The sequence below is a fragment of the Pseudonocardia xishanensis genome, assembly GCF_039541715.1.
Taxonomy (GTDB): domain Bacteria; phylum Actinomycetota; class Actinomycetes; order Mycobacteriales; family Pseudonocardiaceae; genus Pseudonocardia; species Pseudonocardia xishanensis.
Genome location: NZ_BAABGT010000032.1, coordinates 281,287 through 296,005 on the forward strand (window position 1 = coordinate 281,287; position 14,719 = coordinate 296,005).

Genomic DNA, 14,719 nt, shown 5'->3' on the forward strand with positions numbered 1-14,719 from the left:
GGTGGGTCAGTGCGAGCAGGTCAGGACGCCGCGGAGGTTCTGGCCGTCCTTCATGTCCGCGTAGCCCTTGTTGATCTCGTCCAGCCGGTAGGACCGCGAGATCTGGTCGTCGAGGTTGAGCAGGCCCCGCTGGTAGAGGTCGAGCAGCCGCGGGACCTCCTCGTTGGGGTTGGCCGAGCCGGACAGCGACCCGACGAGCTGCTTCTCCCGCATCGTCAGGTCGAACAGGTTCAGCGTGAGCGGCTGCGGGCCCGCGGCGGCGAGGCTGCACAGCACGATCCGGCCGAGCTTTCCGGTCATCCGCAGGATCGGCTGCATGACCTCGCCGCGGGTGGCGTCCATCGTGACGATGACCCGCTGCGCGAGCCGACCCTTGGTCTCGGCCTTCACCAGGTCGTAGGCGGCATCGATGCTGTCCGCGACGTGGGTGGCCCCGAAGTGCAGGGCGAAGTCCCGCTTCGCCGCGACGGGGTCCACCCCGACGATCGTGCGGGCCCCGGCGAACCTCGCCGCCTGCACCGCGTTCACGCCGACGCCGCCGACGCCGATCACCACGACGTCGTCGCCGGGCTGGATGCCCGACGCGTGGATGACCGAGCCCCAGCCGGTGATCACGGCGCAGCTGACCAGACCGGCCTGGGCGAAGGGGATGCCCTTGTCGATCGGGATCGCCTGCGACTCGTGGATCACCGTGTGCCGGGAGAACGTGCCCAGCAGGCACATCAGCGCCAGGTCGTCGCCGCGAGCGTGGTGCCGGGCGGTCTGGTCCTCGATCTGGCGGCCCGACCCCATGACGCCGAGTCGGTCGCACTGGATCTGGTGCCCGGAGGCGCACGTCGGGCAGTGGCCGCAGGAGGGCACCGACGAGAACGTGACGTGGTCGCCGGGGGCGACCCGGGTCACGCCCTCCCCCACCCGCTCGACGACGCCCGCGCCCTCGTGCCCACCGATGATCGGGAGCGCCGAGGGCAACGCCCCGGTCGTCAGGTGGCCGTCGGAGTGGCACAGGCCGGTGGTCTCCATCCGGACCAGGACCTCGTTGCGCCGCGGGTCGTCGAGCTCGACGGACTCGACGCTCCACTCCTCGCCACGTGCCCAGAGCACCGCTGCTTCGGTCTGCACGTGTGCCTCCTAGAACCCGCGCGGCATGCCGAGCTTGCCGGCGATGAAGTTGCGGGACATCTCGCTGGTGATCGGCGCGATCTTCCAGAGCCGGGCGTCGCGCCAGTAGCGCTGCATGTCGGTCTCGGCCGAGTAGCCGAGCCCGCCGAGCATCTGCAGGCCGATGTCCGCGGCCTTCACCGCGTACTCGGAGCAGATCAGCTTCGCCATCGTGGCTTCGGTCTCGCACGGCGCACCCCTGGCGAGCAGCCACGCCGCGTGCAGGGAGACCAGCTCGGCGGTGTGCCGCCAGGCGGCGATGTCCACGATCTGGTGCTGTAGCACCTGGAAGTGGTCGATCGTCTTGCCGAAGGCCTCGCGCTCGGACAGGTAGCGCCGCGCGTCCTCCAGCACCCCGTCGAGGATGCCGGTGGAGCAGGACGCGAGCAGCACCTTGTCGGCGTTGAGCCCGGCCGCGATGCCCTTCCAGCCCTTCCCCCGCTCCCCGACGATGTTCTCGACGGGCACCCGGACGTCGTCCAGGAAGACCTCGTAGGAGGCCAGCGCCCGGACGCCGAGCTTCGGGATGTGCCGCTTGTCCAGGCCGGGGGTGTCCCCGGGCACCATGATCAGGTTGTAGCCCTTGGGCTCGCCGTCGTCGCCGACGTTGCGGGCCAGCACCATCAGCAGGTCGGCGTGGCCGGCGCCGGTCGACCACATCTTCTGGCCGTTGAGGACCCACTCGTCGCCGTCGAGCCGCGCGGTGGACCGCATGCCGCCCAACAGGTCCGTGCCGCCGCCGGGCTCGGTGATGGCGATGGCGAACTTGATCTCGCCGGTGGCCATCTTCGGGAGCAGTTCCTTCTTCTGCTCCTCGCTCGCGGCGGCCAGCAGCGTGAGCGTGCCGCCGACGGCGGGGGCGAGCCAGACCGCGATCAGTCCGCCGAGGTTGCGGGTGAGCTCCCGCGCCATCAGTGCCTGGGTGAACACGGTGCCGCCCTGGCCGCCGTACTGCTCAGGGATGCCGATGCCGTTGAAGCCCGCCTCCGACAGGTCCTCCCACAGCTGCCGGGGGAACTGCTCGCCGCTCGCCTCCAGCTCGCGGGCCTTGTCCTTCGGGTACTTCTTGTCGACCCACTCGCGGACGGAGTCCCGCCACGCGACGTCGGTGTCGTCCAGCTCGAAGTCCATGGTCGGTCTCCTAGTACGACTTCGGCAGGCCGAGCTTGCGCTCGGCGAGGTAACAGAGGATGAGCTCAGGGCTGACGGGCGCGATGCGAGTCAGCTTGACCTCTCGCCACAGCCGCTCGACGTGGTACTCCTTCGCGTAGGAGTAGCCGCCGAGCACCTGCATCGCCCGGTCCGCGGCCTCGAAGCCGTACTCGCCGCTCAGGTACTTGGCGCTGTTCGCCTCCGCGCCGCAGTCCAGGCCGCGGTCGTAGAGCGAGGCACCCCGCAGGATGGTCAGCCACGCGGACTCCAGCTTCGCGTAGCTCTGGGCGAGCGGGAACTGCACGCCCTGGTTCTGCCCGATCGGCCTGCCGAAGACGTGCCGCTCCTTGGCGTACTCGACGGCGATCTCCAGTGCCTTCCGGCCGATCCCGATAGCCTCCGAGGCCACCAGCAGCCGCTCCGGGTTGAGCCCGTCGAGGAGCAGCTTGAAGCCCCTGCCCTCCTCGCCGACCATGTCACGGTCCGGTACCCGCAGGTCGTCGATGAACAGCTCGTTGGAGTCGACGGCCTTGCGACCGAGCTTCTCGATCTCGTTGACCGTGATGTGGTCGCGGTCCAGGTCGGTGAAGAACAGCGTGAGGCCGTCGGCCTTGGACTTGCCCTCGGCCGGCTCGCGGGTCCGGGTGAGCAGCAGGATCTTGTCCGCGACCTGTGCGGTGCTGATCCACACCTTGCGGCCGTTGACCACCCAGTCCCCGCCGTCTTTGACGGCACGGGTGCGCAGGCTGGTCGTGTCGAGACCCGAGTCCGGCTCGCTGACGCCGAAGGCCACCTTCATCCGGCCCGCGATGATCTCGGGCAGGTAGGCCTGCTTCATCTCGTCCGAGCCGTGCTTGGTGACCACGTTCGTGCCGAACACGTTCATGTGCACCGTGCTCGCGGCGCTGAGCCCGCCACCTCGGGCGATGCCCTCCATCATCATCACCGCCTCGGAGATCCCGAGGCCGGCTCCGCCGTACTCGGTCGGCTGGGCGACGCCCAGCCAGCCCTGCTGGGCGGCGAACCCGAAGAACTCGTTCGGGAACTCACCCACCCGGTCGATCTCGAGCCAGTAGTCGAGCGGGAACTTCTTCATCCCGTCGTCGACGGCCTTCTTGATGGCCTCCTGGTCCTCGGACAGGTCCCACGGCGCCGTGTGCGCATCCGTCATGTCGTTCTCCCCTCGTGGCCTGCCAGGCCTGTGCCGGTCCGCTGGACCTGGCTGCGGCCGGGCGCCCCCTGGACCTGCTCGGCCAGCCGTCCGGCGGCCACCAGCCGATCCAGGTCGATCCCGGTCGTGACGCCGGCGCGCTCCATCAGCACGGCGATGTCCTCGGTACTGACGTTGCCGGTCTCCCCGGCATGGTTCTGCTCGACGGTCGGGGGCTCGCCGCCGATGCCTCCCAGGCTCGCGTCCACACAGGTCGCCCCGGCGAGGACCGCCGCCCAGGTGTTCGCCATCCCGGCACCGCGGGTGTCGTGGAAGTGGGCGATCCAACCGGTCTCCGGATGGGACTGCACGGCACGGGCGGTGTACGCCGCCGCCCGTGCCGGGTCCGCGAGTCCGGTGGTGTCGCTGAGCATGATCCGGTCCACGCCGATGTCGATCAGGCGGGCAGCCATCGCGAACACGGTCCCCTCGGGTACCTCGCCGGTGATCGGGCAGCCGTAGGCGGTGGCCACCGCCGACACCGTCTCCAGGCCTGCGGCGTGCGCGGCCGCGACCATCTCCTCGATCGCGCTCAGGTGCTCCGCATGCGTCCGTTTGAGGTTCGCGAGGTTGTGCGCCTCGGACGCGGAGATCGGGAAGCCGACCGCGCTGATCGCGCCCAGCTTCTCGTGCAGCTCCACGGCCCGCTGCACACCGCGCAGGTTGGGCGCGAGCACCCGGGAGTAGACACCTCGGCCCGCGACCGCGGCCAGGACGTCCTCGGCGTCGGCGAACTGCGGCGCGTACTTGGGCGGCACCAGCGAGGTGACGTCCAGTTCCCGCACTCCCGCGTCGATCACCGCGTCCAGCACGGCGATCTTGCGGTCGGTGGGCACGATCCCGGTCCACGACTGCAGGCCGTCGCGCGACCAGCACTCGCAGACCCCGACCTGCGCGGGGGGCGCGGGAACGACGGTCACCGGTCGTCCTTCCACACCGGCTTGCGCTTCTCGGCGAAGGCCGCGGTCCCCTCCGCGGCGTCGTCCGTGCCGGTGGCGACGCTGAGCATCGCCTGCAGCAAGGACAACGCCTCGTCGGGCTGGGAGGTGAGGACCTTGTAGAAGGTGCTGCGGCCGAGGCGGATCGCGGCCGGCGACTGGGCGGCGATCTGCTCGGCCCTACGGTCCACCGCGAGGTCCAGCTCGTCGGCGGGGACGACCTCGTTGACGAACCCGATCCGCTGTGCCTCCACGGTGTCCACCCGCCGCCCGGACATCATCAGCTCCAGGACGATCTTGGGCGGCATCGAGCGCAGCAGGGGCACCGTGATCATGTACGGCCAGAGCCCGACGGCGACCTCGGGCGTGCCGAAGGTCGCGTCCTCCGACGCCACCACGATGTCGCAGGCCATCGCGAGTCCGAAGCCACCGGCCAGGGCATAGCCGCGGACCTTCGCGATCGTCGGGAGACCGCTGGCCCACAATGTGCGGAAGAGGTCGGCGAGGTGGCCGCGCCCGGCGTGCGACTCCTCGGCGTCGAGCTCGGCGCCGCGCACCCCGCCGAGGTCGGCCCCCGCACAGAACGCCTTGTCGCCCGCACCGGTGAGCACCAGTACCCGGACGCCCGGCTCCGCCTTCGCGCGCAGCACGCCGTCCCGCAGGCTGGCGAGCGTCTCGAAGGTGAGCGAGTTCCGCCGCTCCGGCCGGTCGATGGTCAGGGTGACGACGTGACCGGCGCGGTCGTAGCGCACCGAACGCTCCACGGCGTCCCACTCCCCGGCGGTGGTCACGATCCCGCCTTCCGTACGTCCAGGGGCAGCTCGAGCAGGCACCGGAGCACCGCGTTGTCCTTGTACGCGGGCGTGAAGTCCGCGGGCATCTCGAACGAGTCGAGCCGGTCGAGCAGGTGCTCGAGCGCGATCGTGCCCTCCTGCCGGGAGAGCGCCGCCCCCAGGCACAGGTGGATGCCCTTGCCGAAGGAGAGGTGGTGACGCGAGTTGGGTCGGTCGACGTCGAACCGGTCCGGGTCGGGGAAGACCTCGGCGTCCCGGTTGGCGGCACCCGCCACGATGAGCACCCGCGACCCCTGCGGCACGGGGGTGCCCGCGATCTCGGTGTCCGCCTTGCAGAGCCGCACGCTGCCCTGCACCGGAGCCTCGAGCCGGAGCGCCTCCTCGACCGCGACCGGGATCTTGGTGCGGTCCGCGCGCAACCGGGCCAGCTGGTCGGGATTCTGCTGGAGCAACAGCATCATCCCCGAGATCAGGTTGACCGTCGTCTCGTTGCCGGCGACCAACGTGACGTAGGAGATGGCGAGCATCTCCTGCACGGTCAGGGGCTTCTCGTCCTTGTCAACAGCCTCGACCAGCATGGTGAGGAAGTCGTCCGCGGGGTCGAGCTTGCGCTCCGCGATCTTCTGGTCGAAGTAGCCCAGCAGTTCCTGGAGCGACTGCTGGCACTCCAGGGAACGCTCGGGGGTCAGCGTGCCCCCGAGCACCTCGGCGGCGTCGTCGGACCACTTCTCGAAGACGTCGAGATCGCTGCGGGGGACCCCCAGGAAGTCCGCGATCACGATGAGCGGCAACGGCTTCGCGAAGTCACGGACGAAGTCGACCCGCCCGTTCGCCGGGAACGCGTCGATCAGGTCGTCGACGATCCCCCGCATGGCGGGCTCGAGCGCCTTCACCCGGCGGGCGGTGAACGCCCTCGTGACCAGCTTGCGAAAGCGGCTGTGCGAGGGCGGGTCGTTCGTCAGCAGCGTGCGGACGACGCGGTACTTCGCATCCGGCAGGGCCGCCTCGGCGCCCATCAGCTTCTTCTGCCGCAGACCGGGACCGGCCTTGTTCGAGAAGTCGTCCACCCGGCTGAGCACTGCGTCGGCGTCCGCGTGCCTGGTCACGAGGAAGACGTCCTCGTCCTCGAGCTGGTGCACACCCTGCTCGGCGCGCAGCTGCTCGTAGTACGGGTAGGGGCACTGCACCGTGCTCGGTTCGTAGAAGCGGTCGACCATCGGGCCCTCCTTTCAGCGTGATGTCGGCGCGAGCGCGATCGGCGCCTCGCCGTCGCGGGCCGCCCGGAGCAGGTGCTTCTGCACCTTGCCCGAGGCGGTGCGCGGGATCTCCTCGGCGAAGTGCCACTCGGTGGGCACCTTCGCCTTGGCGATGTCCTGGGCGAGCATGAACTCGGCCAGCGCCTCGCCGGTGGGCGGCGTGGCGCCCGGGCGGGTCACCACATAGGCGCAGACGCTCTCGCCGAGCCGGTCGTGGGGCACGCCGAAGACCGCGGCCGCTGAGACGTCCGCGTGCCGGTGCAGCACGTGCTCGATGTCGGCGCTGGAGAACTTCTCGCCGCCCCGGTTGATGATGTCCTTCGTGCGCCCGGTGATCTGCATCCAGCCGTCGGCGGTGACGATGCCCAGGTCACCGGTGTCGAACCAGCCCTCGGCATCGATCTGCGCGGCGTTGAGCGCGGGGTCGGTGTAGCCGAGCAGCACCTGGACGCCGCGGATGGTGATCCGCCCCTCGGTGTCGACGGGCAGCGGGTTGCCGTCGGGGTCGAGGATCCGGCACTCGGCGTTGTCGGCGAGCTTGCCGTCCCAGAGCGAGCGGCGATCCACCGAGGACTCCCGCGGGGCGAGCGTGACGACCCCGGACATCTCGGTCATACCGTAGGTGCGGGCCGCCCACATACCGATGGCGTCCGCGCGTTCGATGAGGTCCGGCGCGGTGTTGGCACCCCCGCTGACGTAGTAGGTCAGCACGTGCAGGCCGTCACCCTTGCGGCGCTCGTACTCCTCGACCAGGTCCTTGAGGAACACCGCCGCACCCAGCGACCAGGTCACCTTGTGCTCGTCGATCACCCGCACGGCGTCCTCGACGTTCCACCGCGGCAGGATGACGGCACCCGCCCCGGTCGTGAGCGGCACGAGGCAGGCGGCGAGGAATCCCGCGATGTGCGCCACCGGCGCGAGCGCCAGGCCGGTGTCCGTCTCGTCGATCCCAAGCCGATAGTTGAACTGCCTGCCGCCGAAGATCACCGACGGCGAGTGGAGCCTGACGCCCTTCGGCGCCGAGGTGGAGCCCGAGGTGTAGAGCCGCAGGCACTCCTCGTGGGGGGCGGAGGGCTCCGGCAGAACCACGTTCCCGGTCGGCACGGTGTCCACCGGGGGCAGGGTGCCCCAGCCCTCGACCGACTCCGTCGCGTCGACCAGGTAGCGCGCCGCGGGCTCGACGCCGGCGCGGGCCAGGCAGCCGTCGAGCTCCTCGGCCAGCGCACGGGGCCCGAGCGACTGCGCGGTGACCACCGCCGCCGGGCGCGAGTCCTTGACGATCTCGTTCAGCTCGTGCGACCGGTAGATGGCGACGACGGGCACCGCGATCGCGCCGATCTTCCACGCCGCCACGGCGACCGGCAAGACCTCGAGCCGGTTCACCAGCAGCATCATCACCCGGTCGCCCGCACCCACGCCGCGGCGGACGAGGTCCTCAGCGAGGGCGTCCGACCACCGGTCCAGCTCGGTGAAGCTCACCGCGAGCTCACCGAACCGGGCGAACTCCTTGTCTCCCCACGCCTCGGCCGCAGCCGCGGCGAGATCACCGACGCGCTCGACGTCCTGGATCTTCATGTGTGGACCACCTCGTCCCGTCTCCGCTCAACCCCGACCGGTCAGCCGTACTCTCAGTCGAACTCAGGGAACCGGGAGATCGACACGTACGCCTCGACCCCCAGGCCCGTCATCAGGTCCTGCTCCAACGCACGACGGATCGGCCGCTGCAACAGCTGCCGGGTGTGCGTCATCACCAGCCGGTCGACACCGGCCAGCTGGTGGGCGATCTCCGCCGCCCGCTTCTCCACGTCGGCAGCGGCGGGCAGTACCTCGCCCACCACCCCGAGCGACAGAGCCTCCGCCGCGCCGATCTTCTGCGCGGTCAGCAGGAAGTGCTTGCCTCGCACCGGCCCGAGCACCATCGGCCAGAGCACCTGCACCCCGTCGCCGGGCACCAGCCCGCCGGGCAGGTGCGCGAGGTCCTGGAAGTAGGAGTCCTCGGTGCACACCACCGCGTCGCACAGCAGCACGAGCTCGGCGTGCCCGGTGACCGGGCCGTTCACCGCGGCGACGACCGGGATCTCGAGGTCGAGGAAGCCGAACAGCATCCGACGCGCCTCGCCGAGGCCCCGCTCCCAGTCCGAGGGCTTGACCTTGCCGCTGCGATAGACGTCTCCGTAGCCCTCGGGGGTGCGAATGAACGCCTCCCCGGTTCCCGCGAGGACGACGACCCGGTTCTCCGGGTCCGACCGCACCGCGTCGAGCAGGCGCGGCATCTCCTTGTGCGCGAGAGCGGTCCAGACCATGGCCTCGTCGCGGTAGTGCATGCGGACGGTGAGCACGCCGCCGTCACGGGACAGCCGGAACACCTTGAACGTGTCCGCATAGTCCTCGAACCTCATCCGGTCTCTCCTTCGTGACGCGGCGACTGGCGGCGCCCTGCGCACGCTACCCGAGTTAACATTAACTAGGCAACCCGGGCGGGCGTGGCAGCATCACACGGCTCACCGCGACCTGCCGCACGACTCAGCGCGGCGGAGCGACGAGGGCAGCTCGCGCACGTCGCGGCACGACGGTTCCACCGGCTCGGATACCACCGGGTCTCGTTGGCGGACGTCGCCACCGAGGCCGGCGTCACCGGTCCCGCCGTGTACCGCCACTTTTTCAACAAGGAGGCTCTGCTCGCCGCAGCGATCTCCAGTGGGCTCGACGAGGTCGAGCTGGCCGTCATCACGGCGCCCGGCGCGGGGCTGGACCCGCTCGTCCGCGCGGTCGCCGCGGTCGGGCTGCGAAGACCGGACATGTGGGTGCTGCTCCAGCGTGAGTCGCGCTTCCTCTCCCCCGAGCTCCGCGGCCCGGTCCAGGACCAGTTCGGCCGGGTCGTCGACGGCTTCTCCCGTCGGCTGCGGCGCGAGCGCCCCACGTCACGCCCGAGGACGCGCGGTTGCTCGTGACCGCAGCGACCGCGGTGCTCTCCCTGCCGTCGACCACCCACACCAGCCTGACCTCGCCCGAGTTCCGCCGGGTGCTCACCGACGCGGCGCTGACGTGCCTGCGCACGACCCTCGGCGGGAGTCCCCACGTGCCCGCCGCGGAGGAGACGGCCCACGCGCGGACCGAGCCGCCGTCGTCCCGGCGCGAACAGGTCGTCGAGACCGCCAGGGCTGTTCGCCCGCCGCGCGCCCGGCCGCTGCCCAGGACGTCCACGCGGTGGCGCTCGCCGCGCTCCACACCCCATGGCGCCGGCCGGGGCGGCCGACCGCGCCGCCCACCGGCCGCCGTCAGCTCTCGGCCGCGGCACCCGACTCGAGCAGCGGTGCCGGGTCGACGCCCCACTCCCCCAGGACGGCGACCGTGTCCCGACCGAACGGCACGGGGGCGGCCGGTCTCACGTCGGGGTGGTGCGAGAACCGCGGCGCGACACCGGGTTCGATCCGATCTCCGCGGCGGACGACCGCACCGCGGGCCGCGACGTGCGGGTGGTCTGCGGCCTCGGCCATCCCGATCACGGGCGCGACGCAGGCGTCAGAGGTACCGAACACCTCGATCCACTCCTGCTGTGTACGCGAGGCGAACGCCGCGGCGATCCGCTTCCGCAGGCCCGGCCAGCCCTCCTGGTCGTGCTGGTCGGCGAGCTGCTCGTCGGTGAGCCCGAGGCCCGCGAGCAGGGCTGCGTAGAACTTCGGCTCCAGCGCCCCCGCTGCCATGTACCTGCCGTCGGAGGTCTCGTAGACGGCGTAGAACGGTGCCCCGCCGTCGAGCAGGTTGCTGCCGCGCTCATCGACCCAGGTTCCGGCGTTGACCAGCGCGTGGGTGCCGGTGAGGAGATGGGCGGTGCCGTCGACGATCGCGGCGTCGACCACCTGCCCCCGGCCGGTGCGATCCGCCTCGCGGAGCGCGGCGAGCAGGCCCGCGACCAGGTACATCCCGCCGCCGCCGTAGTCGCCGAGCAGGTTGACCGGAACCTGCGGCGGGCCGCCCGCGTCGCCGATCGCGTGCAGGGCGCCTGTGATGGCGATGTAGCTGATGTCGTGGCCCGCGGTCTGCGCGAGCGGGCCGGTCTGTCCCCAACCCGTCATCCGGCCGTAGACGAGCTTCGGGTTGCGCTCCCAGCAGACAGCCGGACCGATGCCCAGCCGCTCGGCCACGCCGGGGCGGTACCCCTCGATGAGCGCGTCGGCCCGCTCGGTCAGGGACAGCAGCGCGTCGACGGCACCGGGCTTCTTGAGGTCCAGCACGACCGAGCGCTTGCCGCGGTTCACGATGTCCGCGGTCGGCGGCCCCGGGAAGATGCCGGGGCCACCCGGTCGCTCGATGCGCACGACCTCGGCGCCCATGTCGGCGAGGGTCATGCCGGCGAAGGGCCCCGGCCCCATCCCGCCGATCTCGAGGACACGCAGCCCCTCGAGCGGCCCGGATCCCACCTTGCTCATGCGCTCACCCTTCGCCCCACACGTCCGTCCACGGCATAACCTAGTCGACATTAACAGTGCATTCCGTGTCCCGATCGACCCTGCGCCACACAACGGGGCAGGATGTGCGGGACGGTTCGGGAGGGAGCGACATGGCGGCACCACGGGGACCGCTGCCGAGAACGGCGCGGCTGAATGCCGATGAGCGTCGCGATCAGCTGGCCCGAATGGCGGCTCACCGATTCCATCAGCTCGGATACCACCGCGTGTCGCTGGGCGACGTGGCTGCGGACGCCGGGGTGACGGGGCCCGCGGTCTATCGGCACTTCCGGAACAAGGAGGCGCTGCTCGCGGCAGCGATCGCGGGAGGCCTGGAGGAGGTCGAGGTGGCCGTCGCCGGTGCCTCGGCAGGGTCGCTCGAAGACCTGGTCGCGGCGGTCGCCGAGGTCGGGCTGCACCGTCCGGACATGTGGGTGCTGCTGCAGCGCGAGTCGCGGTTCCTCTCCCCCGAGCTGCTCACACCGATCCAGGAGCAGTTCGGCGGTGTCGTCGACGCGTTCTCGCGGCGTCTGCGCCGGGAGAATCCCGGGCTGGCGGCCGACGACGCTCGGCTGCTGGTGACAGCGGCCACCGCGGTGCTCTCGCTGCCGTCCACCACGCGCACCAGCCTCTCGCCCGAGCAGTACCGCCGGGAGCTGGCGGCGGCCGCGCTCCGCTGCCTGCGCGCCGACCTGTCGACGGCCAGGGCGGACACGGTCGAGCCACAGCGAGGCGGGCCGACGGACCCGGCGCTGTCCGCTCGTCGCGAGCAGATCGTCGACAGCGCGATCGCCTTGTTCTTCTCCCGCGGCTACAGCGGGGTGAGCCTGGACGACATCGGGGCCGCGATCGGCATCGCGGGGCCGAGCATCCTGCACCACTTCGCCACGAAGGCCGACATCCTGGTCACCGCCTTCGACCGCGCCTCCACGAGCCTCGCCGAGGCGCAGAGCCGCCGCCGGGAGTCGGGCGGCGCCCCCGACCTGCAAGGTCTCGTCGCGGCGTACATCGCGTTCTGCCTGGACAACAGGAGCATGTTGGGCGTTTACGTCTCCGAGCCGATGCACCTTCCGGCGGACGCGCTCGCCCGGACCCAGGAGACGATCCGCACCGAGCTGCGCGACTGGACCCGGGCGCTGCTCGCCACGTCGTGGGACCTCGACGAGGCCGTCGCGAGGGTCCGCGTCCGGGCGGCCGTCGTCGCGATCAACGACCTGGTCCGGCTGGGCCATTTCGCCGACCGGCCGAGGATCGGCACGGAGATCCTCGCGGTCGCTCTGTCCATCCTGAAGGGGTGACGCTGTATTCGGCGGCCCGTCGAGGCGATCGACCAGGCCGCCGAATGCCTCGGCTTGCTAGGCGGTTCGCAGGTCCGAGATCAGCCAGCGGCCGTCGACGTCGGTCATCGTGACCAGCGCTTTGCTCGCGTTCGCGGTGGGCTGGGTGTCGGGACGGGTGGTCCGCTGCTCCAGGTAGAGCAGGACCTGCACCTGCGAGGGGGATGCCTCCACGACACCCGCCCGGGTCGCCGTGGTGGTCGTGGTGAGCCCCTGGGTCACCGCGGGCTGCACGAGACTGCCGAGCAGCCCGTTGAACTCGGTGGCGAAGTCGCCGGTCACGTTCTCCCGGGCCCGGGCCATGTCGGCGTCGACGGTCTGCGGCGAGTAGCTCAGGACCTGCGCGACGGAAGTTCTCGCCGCCTCGGTCGCCTCGGTCCGCGCCGTGTCCGTGATGTGCGACCGGTAGGCGGTCAACGCCGCGAACGTCACAGCGGCGATCACGGCCAGCGCGGCCACCAGCGCGGCGATGACCAGCAACAGTCTCCTGCTGCGGCCCGGCATCCGCTCGACCTTCGCCACCACCGGGGCGGGCATGCGGGGGCGCACCGCGGTCGCGGCACCGCCCACTTTCGTCATGAGGCTCACGGCGCGACCTCCACCGACGAGGCCATCCACTGCCCGTCCTGTCGCTGCAGCTCGACCACCATCCGGTAGTTGCGCTGGGCACCATGGGGGATCTCGGTGTTGCTCACGACCGTGTTGGCCGTGACCAGCACGGTGGCCCGGTCCCCGTCGAGGGTCTCGACGCCCGCGGAGCCGATCGTCCCCGCCGACTTGACCGCGCCCTGTTGCAGGATCGCGCGGAAGGCCCCCGAGACCTTTGTGAGCTGGTCACGGAACTCGCCGGTGGACAGTCCGAGCAGGGCGTCGATGTTGCCCTGCGAGTTCTGTCCGTCGATCGTGACCAGGTTCTGCACAGCCTGGCGCGCCACGTCGGACACGGCGGCGCGGTCGGTGTCGCGCCCCGCGACCAGGCCGTTCTGCACGGCCACGACGACCGTCAGGGCGATCGCGGTCAGCACCAGCAGCACGGCGACCGCCATCCCGGCCCACCAGCCGCGTCCGACCGGGGTCCGCCCGGCAGGCACAGCCGGTTCGGTGCCGGACACCTCGAGAGCGGGAGCGAGCTCCTCGGCGACGTCGTCCGCGGTCGAGCTCTCCACAGTGGTCTCTTCTGGGCTCGCCTCTGCGGCCTCGTCGGCCACCGGATCCTCCGTTCGCGCCGTCATCACACCTGGTCCAATCCGCTCACGAGCCACGCCCCGTCGACACGGCTCATCGTCACCCTCGCCTGGACGGTGTCGATGCGTTCGCCGACCAGCTTCTGGCTGGTGGTGCGCTGGTCGAGCAGCAGGAGCACCGTCGCGTCGTCGCCGTTCACGGTGAGCCACGAGGCGGAGGCGACCGTCGCGGTGCTCGACGCCTGCTGCGCCACCGCGTTGGGCTGGATGAGCTGGTCGAACGTGGCGTGGAAGACGTCCCGGAACTGGCCGGTGGTCAGCTGGTCGGTCAGGGCCGGGATCTGCCCGAGCGTGTTCTGGTCGTAGGACAGCAGCCGCGGCACGGCGTCGGATGCCGCGGCGACGGCCTCCGTCTTCGCCGTCGCGTCGGACTGCGCCGAGACGACCGACCAGCCGAGCCATCCGGACACCCCGGCCAGGACGACCGCGACGGCCGTCAGCGCGATGGTCACGGTCCTGCGCGCCCGCCCCGTCGGGTGCGGGAGGGGAATCCGCGGCAGCCGGGACGCGCGCCGACCGCGGTCAGGACCCACCTCCTGCTCCTCGGCGACGGCGGGGAGCTCACGGGTCTGGCCGTCGAGTCGTTCGTCGATCGGGGTGCTCATGCCACGAAGTCCAATCCGGAGACCAGCCACTGGGCATCCGACTGCCGCTGCAGGTCCATGTGCATGCGCCACTGGCGCGGCTCGCCGTCGGGGGTTCGGATGTTCTTGACCGTCGCGTCGACCACGACCACGACCTCGGCGTGGTCACCGTCGAGGCGCTGAATGCCCGCCTCGGAGACCGTGCCGGTGGAGTTCACCCCCGCGCTCTGGATGACCCGTACGAACGACTCGGCCTGCGCCGAGAGGTCCGCGGCGAACCGGCCGGTCGCGGCCTCCTGCAGGTGTGCGAAGCCGGCGTTGGCGTTGGCGGGGTCGGTGCTCGTGAGGTTCAGCGCGGTCTGTCGCGCCATCGCCAGCACCTGCGCCTCGTCGTCCGCGCGGCGGTCCGCCGACGCCGCGGCGACGGCGAGGACGCCGGTCAGCACGGCCAGCACGGCCACCACCGCGACCAGCGTGGGGAGCAGCGGGGGCCGGCGCCGCCATCGGGGAGTGGTGTCCTCTCGGGGGGCCGCGGCCTCCCCGGTGTCGGACGGCCGCTCGTCGACCTCGATCATCGATCCTCCTTCGATCATGG

At 71.2% G+C, this 14,719-nt stretch carries 15 protein-coding genes; 2 read left to right on the plus strand and 13 right to left on the minus strand.

Features of this window, described 5'->3' with window-relative positions:
• Positions 1-6: 6 nt before the first annotated feature.
• The 8 genes from ABD993_RS14355 to ABD993_RS14390 are packed head-to-tail and all read right to left on the minus strand — an operon-like array spanning position 7 to position 8,910.
• Entirely contained in the window at positions 7-1,122 is a 1,116-nt protein-coding gene (locus ABD993_RS14355) for an NDMA-dependent alcohol dehydrogenase (protein ID WP_345417303.1), read from the minus strand.
• Between the two features lie 9 nt (positions 1,123-1,131).
• The gene (locus ABD993_RS14360; protein ID WP_345417306.1) at positions 1,132-2,292 is read right to left on the minus strand and encodes an acyl-CoA dehydrogenase family protein; all 1,161 of its coding nucleotides are present in this window, start codon (positions 2,290-2,292) and stop codon (positions 1,132-1,134) included.
• Positions 2,293-2,302: 10 nt separating this feature from the next.
• Entirely contained in the window at positions 2,303-3,484 is a 1,182-nt protein-coding gene (locus ABD993_RS14365) for an acyl-CoA dehydrogenase family protein (protein ID WP_345417309.1), read from the minus strand.
• Positions 3,481-4,443, minus strand: coding sequence for a hydroxymethylglutaryl-CoA lyase (locus tag ABD993_RS14370; protein ID WP_345417313.1), 963 nt, complete (start codon positions 4,441-4,443; stop codon positions 3,481-3,483). The genes ABD993_RS14365 and ABD993_RS14370 overlap by 4 nt, the downstream gene beginning before the upstream one ends.
• Positions 4,440-5,252, minus strand: coding sequence for an enoyl-CoA hydratase/isomerase family protein (locus ABD993_RS14375; RefSeq protein ID WP_345417316.1), 813 nt, complete (start codon positions 5,250-5,252; stop codon positions 4,440-4,442). The genes ABD993_RS14370 and ABD993_RS14375 overlap by 4 nt, the downstream gene beginning before the upstream one ends.
• Positions 5,249-6,472, minus strand: a complete 1,224-nt coding sequence (locus ABD993_RS14380; RefSeq protein ID WP_345417319.1) for a cytochrome P450 — start codon at positions 6,470-6,472, stop codon at positions 5,249-5,251. The genes ABD993_RS14375 and ABD993_RS14380 overlap by 4 nt, the downstream gene beginning before the upstream one ends.
• 12 nt (positions 6,473-6,484) lie before the next feature.
• Positions 6,485-8,086: a class I adenylate-forming enzyme family protein gene (locus ABD993_RS14385; RefSeq protein WP_345417322.1), complete on the minus strand. Its 1,602-nt coding sequence runs from the start codon at positions 8,084-8,086 to the stop codon at positions 6,485-6,487.
• Between the two features lie 53 nt (positions 8,087-8,139).
• A complete protein-coding gene (locus ABD993_RS14390) occupies positions 8,140-8,910 on the minus strand; it encodes an enoyl-CoA hydratase/isomerase family protein (RefSeq protein ID WP_345417325.1) in 771 nt (256 codons plus the stop codon).
• Between the two features lie 84 nt (positions 8,911-8,994).
• Here ABD993_RS14390 and ABD993_RS14395 point away from each other — a divergent pair, with 84 nt between their 5' ends.
• Positions 8,995-9,462, plus strand: coding sequence for a TetR/AcrR family transcriptional regulator (locus ABD993_RS14395; protein WP_345417329.1), 468 nt, complete (start codon positions 8,995-8,997; stop codon positions 9,460-9,462).
• Positions 9,463-9,789: 327 nt separating this feature from the next.
• Here ABD993_RS14395 and ABD993_RS14400 read toward each other — a convergent pair whose 3' ends face one another.
• Complete coding sequence (locus tag ABD993_RS14400; protein ID WP_345417333.1) at positions 9,790-10,941, minus strand: CaiB/BaiF CoA transferase family protein; 1,152 nt, start codon at positions 10,939-10,941, stop codon at positions 9,790-9,792.
• Between the two features lie 206 nt (positions 10,942-11,147).
• Between ABD993_RS14400 and ABD993_RS14405 the strand changes: the two genes are divergently transcribed.
• Positions 11,148-12,257 (plus strand): TetR/AcrR family transcriptional regulator, encoded by a 1,110-nt coding sequence (locus ABD993_RS14405; RefSeq protein ID WP_345417336.1) that lies wholly within the window; start codon positions 11,148-11,150, stop codon positions 12,255-12,257.
• Between the two features lie 57 nt (positions 12,258-12,314).
• Here ABD993_RS14405 and ABD993_RS14410 read toward each other — a convergent pair whose 3' ends face one another.
• The 4 genes from ABD993_RS14410 to ABD993_RS14425 form a co-directional block, all read right to left on the minus strand.
• Positions 12,315-12,884 (minus strand): hypothetical protein, encoded by a 570-nt coding sequence (locus tag ABD993_RS14410; RefSeq protein ID WP_345417339.1) that lies wholly within the window; start codon positions 12,882-12,884, stop codon positions 12,315-12,317.
• Positions 12,881-13,462 carry a hypothetical protein gene (locus tag ABD993_RS14415; RefSeq protein WP_345417342.1) on the minus strand — a complete coding sequence of 194 codons (582 nt, stop codon included), beginning with the start codon at positions 13,460-13,462 and terminating at the stop codon, positions 12,881-12,883. Before ABD993_RS14415 ends, ABD993_RS14410 begins: the two co-directional genes overlap by 4 nt.
• Positions 13,463-13,527: 65 nt before the next feature.
• Entirely contained in the window at positions 13,528-14,145 is a 618-nt protein-coding gene (locus ABD993_RS14420) for a hypothetical protein (RefSeq protein ID WP_345417345.1), read from the minus strand.
• Positions 14,142-14,699: a hypothetical protein gene (locus tag ABD993_RS14425; protein ID WP_345417347.1), complete on the minus strand. Its 558-nt coding sequence runs from the start codon at positions 14,697-14,699 to the stop codon at positions 14,142-14,144. The genes ABD993_RS14420 and ABD993_RS14425 overlap by 4 nt, the downstream gene beginning before the upstream one ends.
• Positions 14,700-14,719 lie beyond the last annotated feature (20 nt).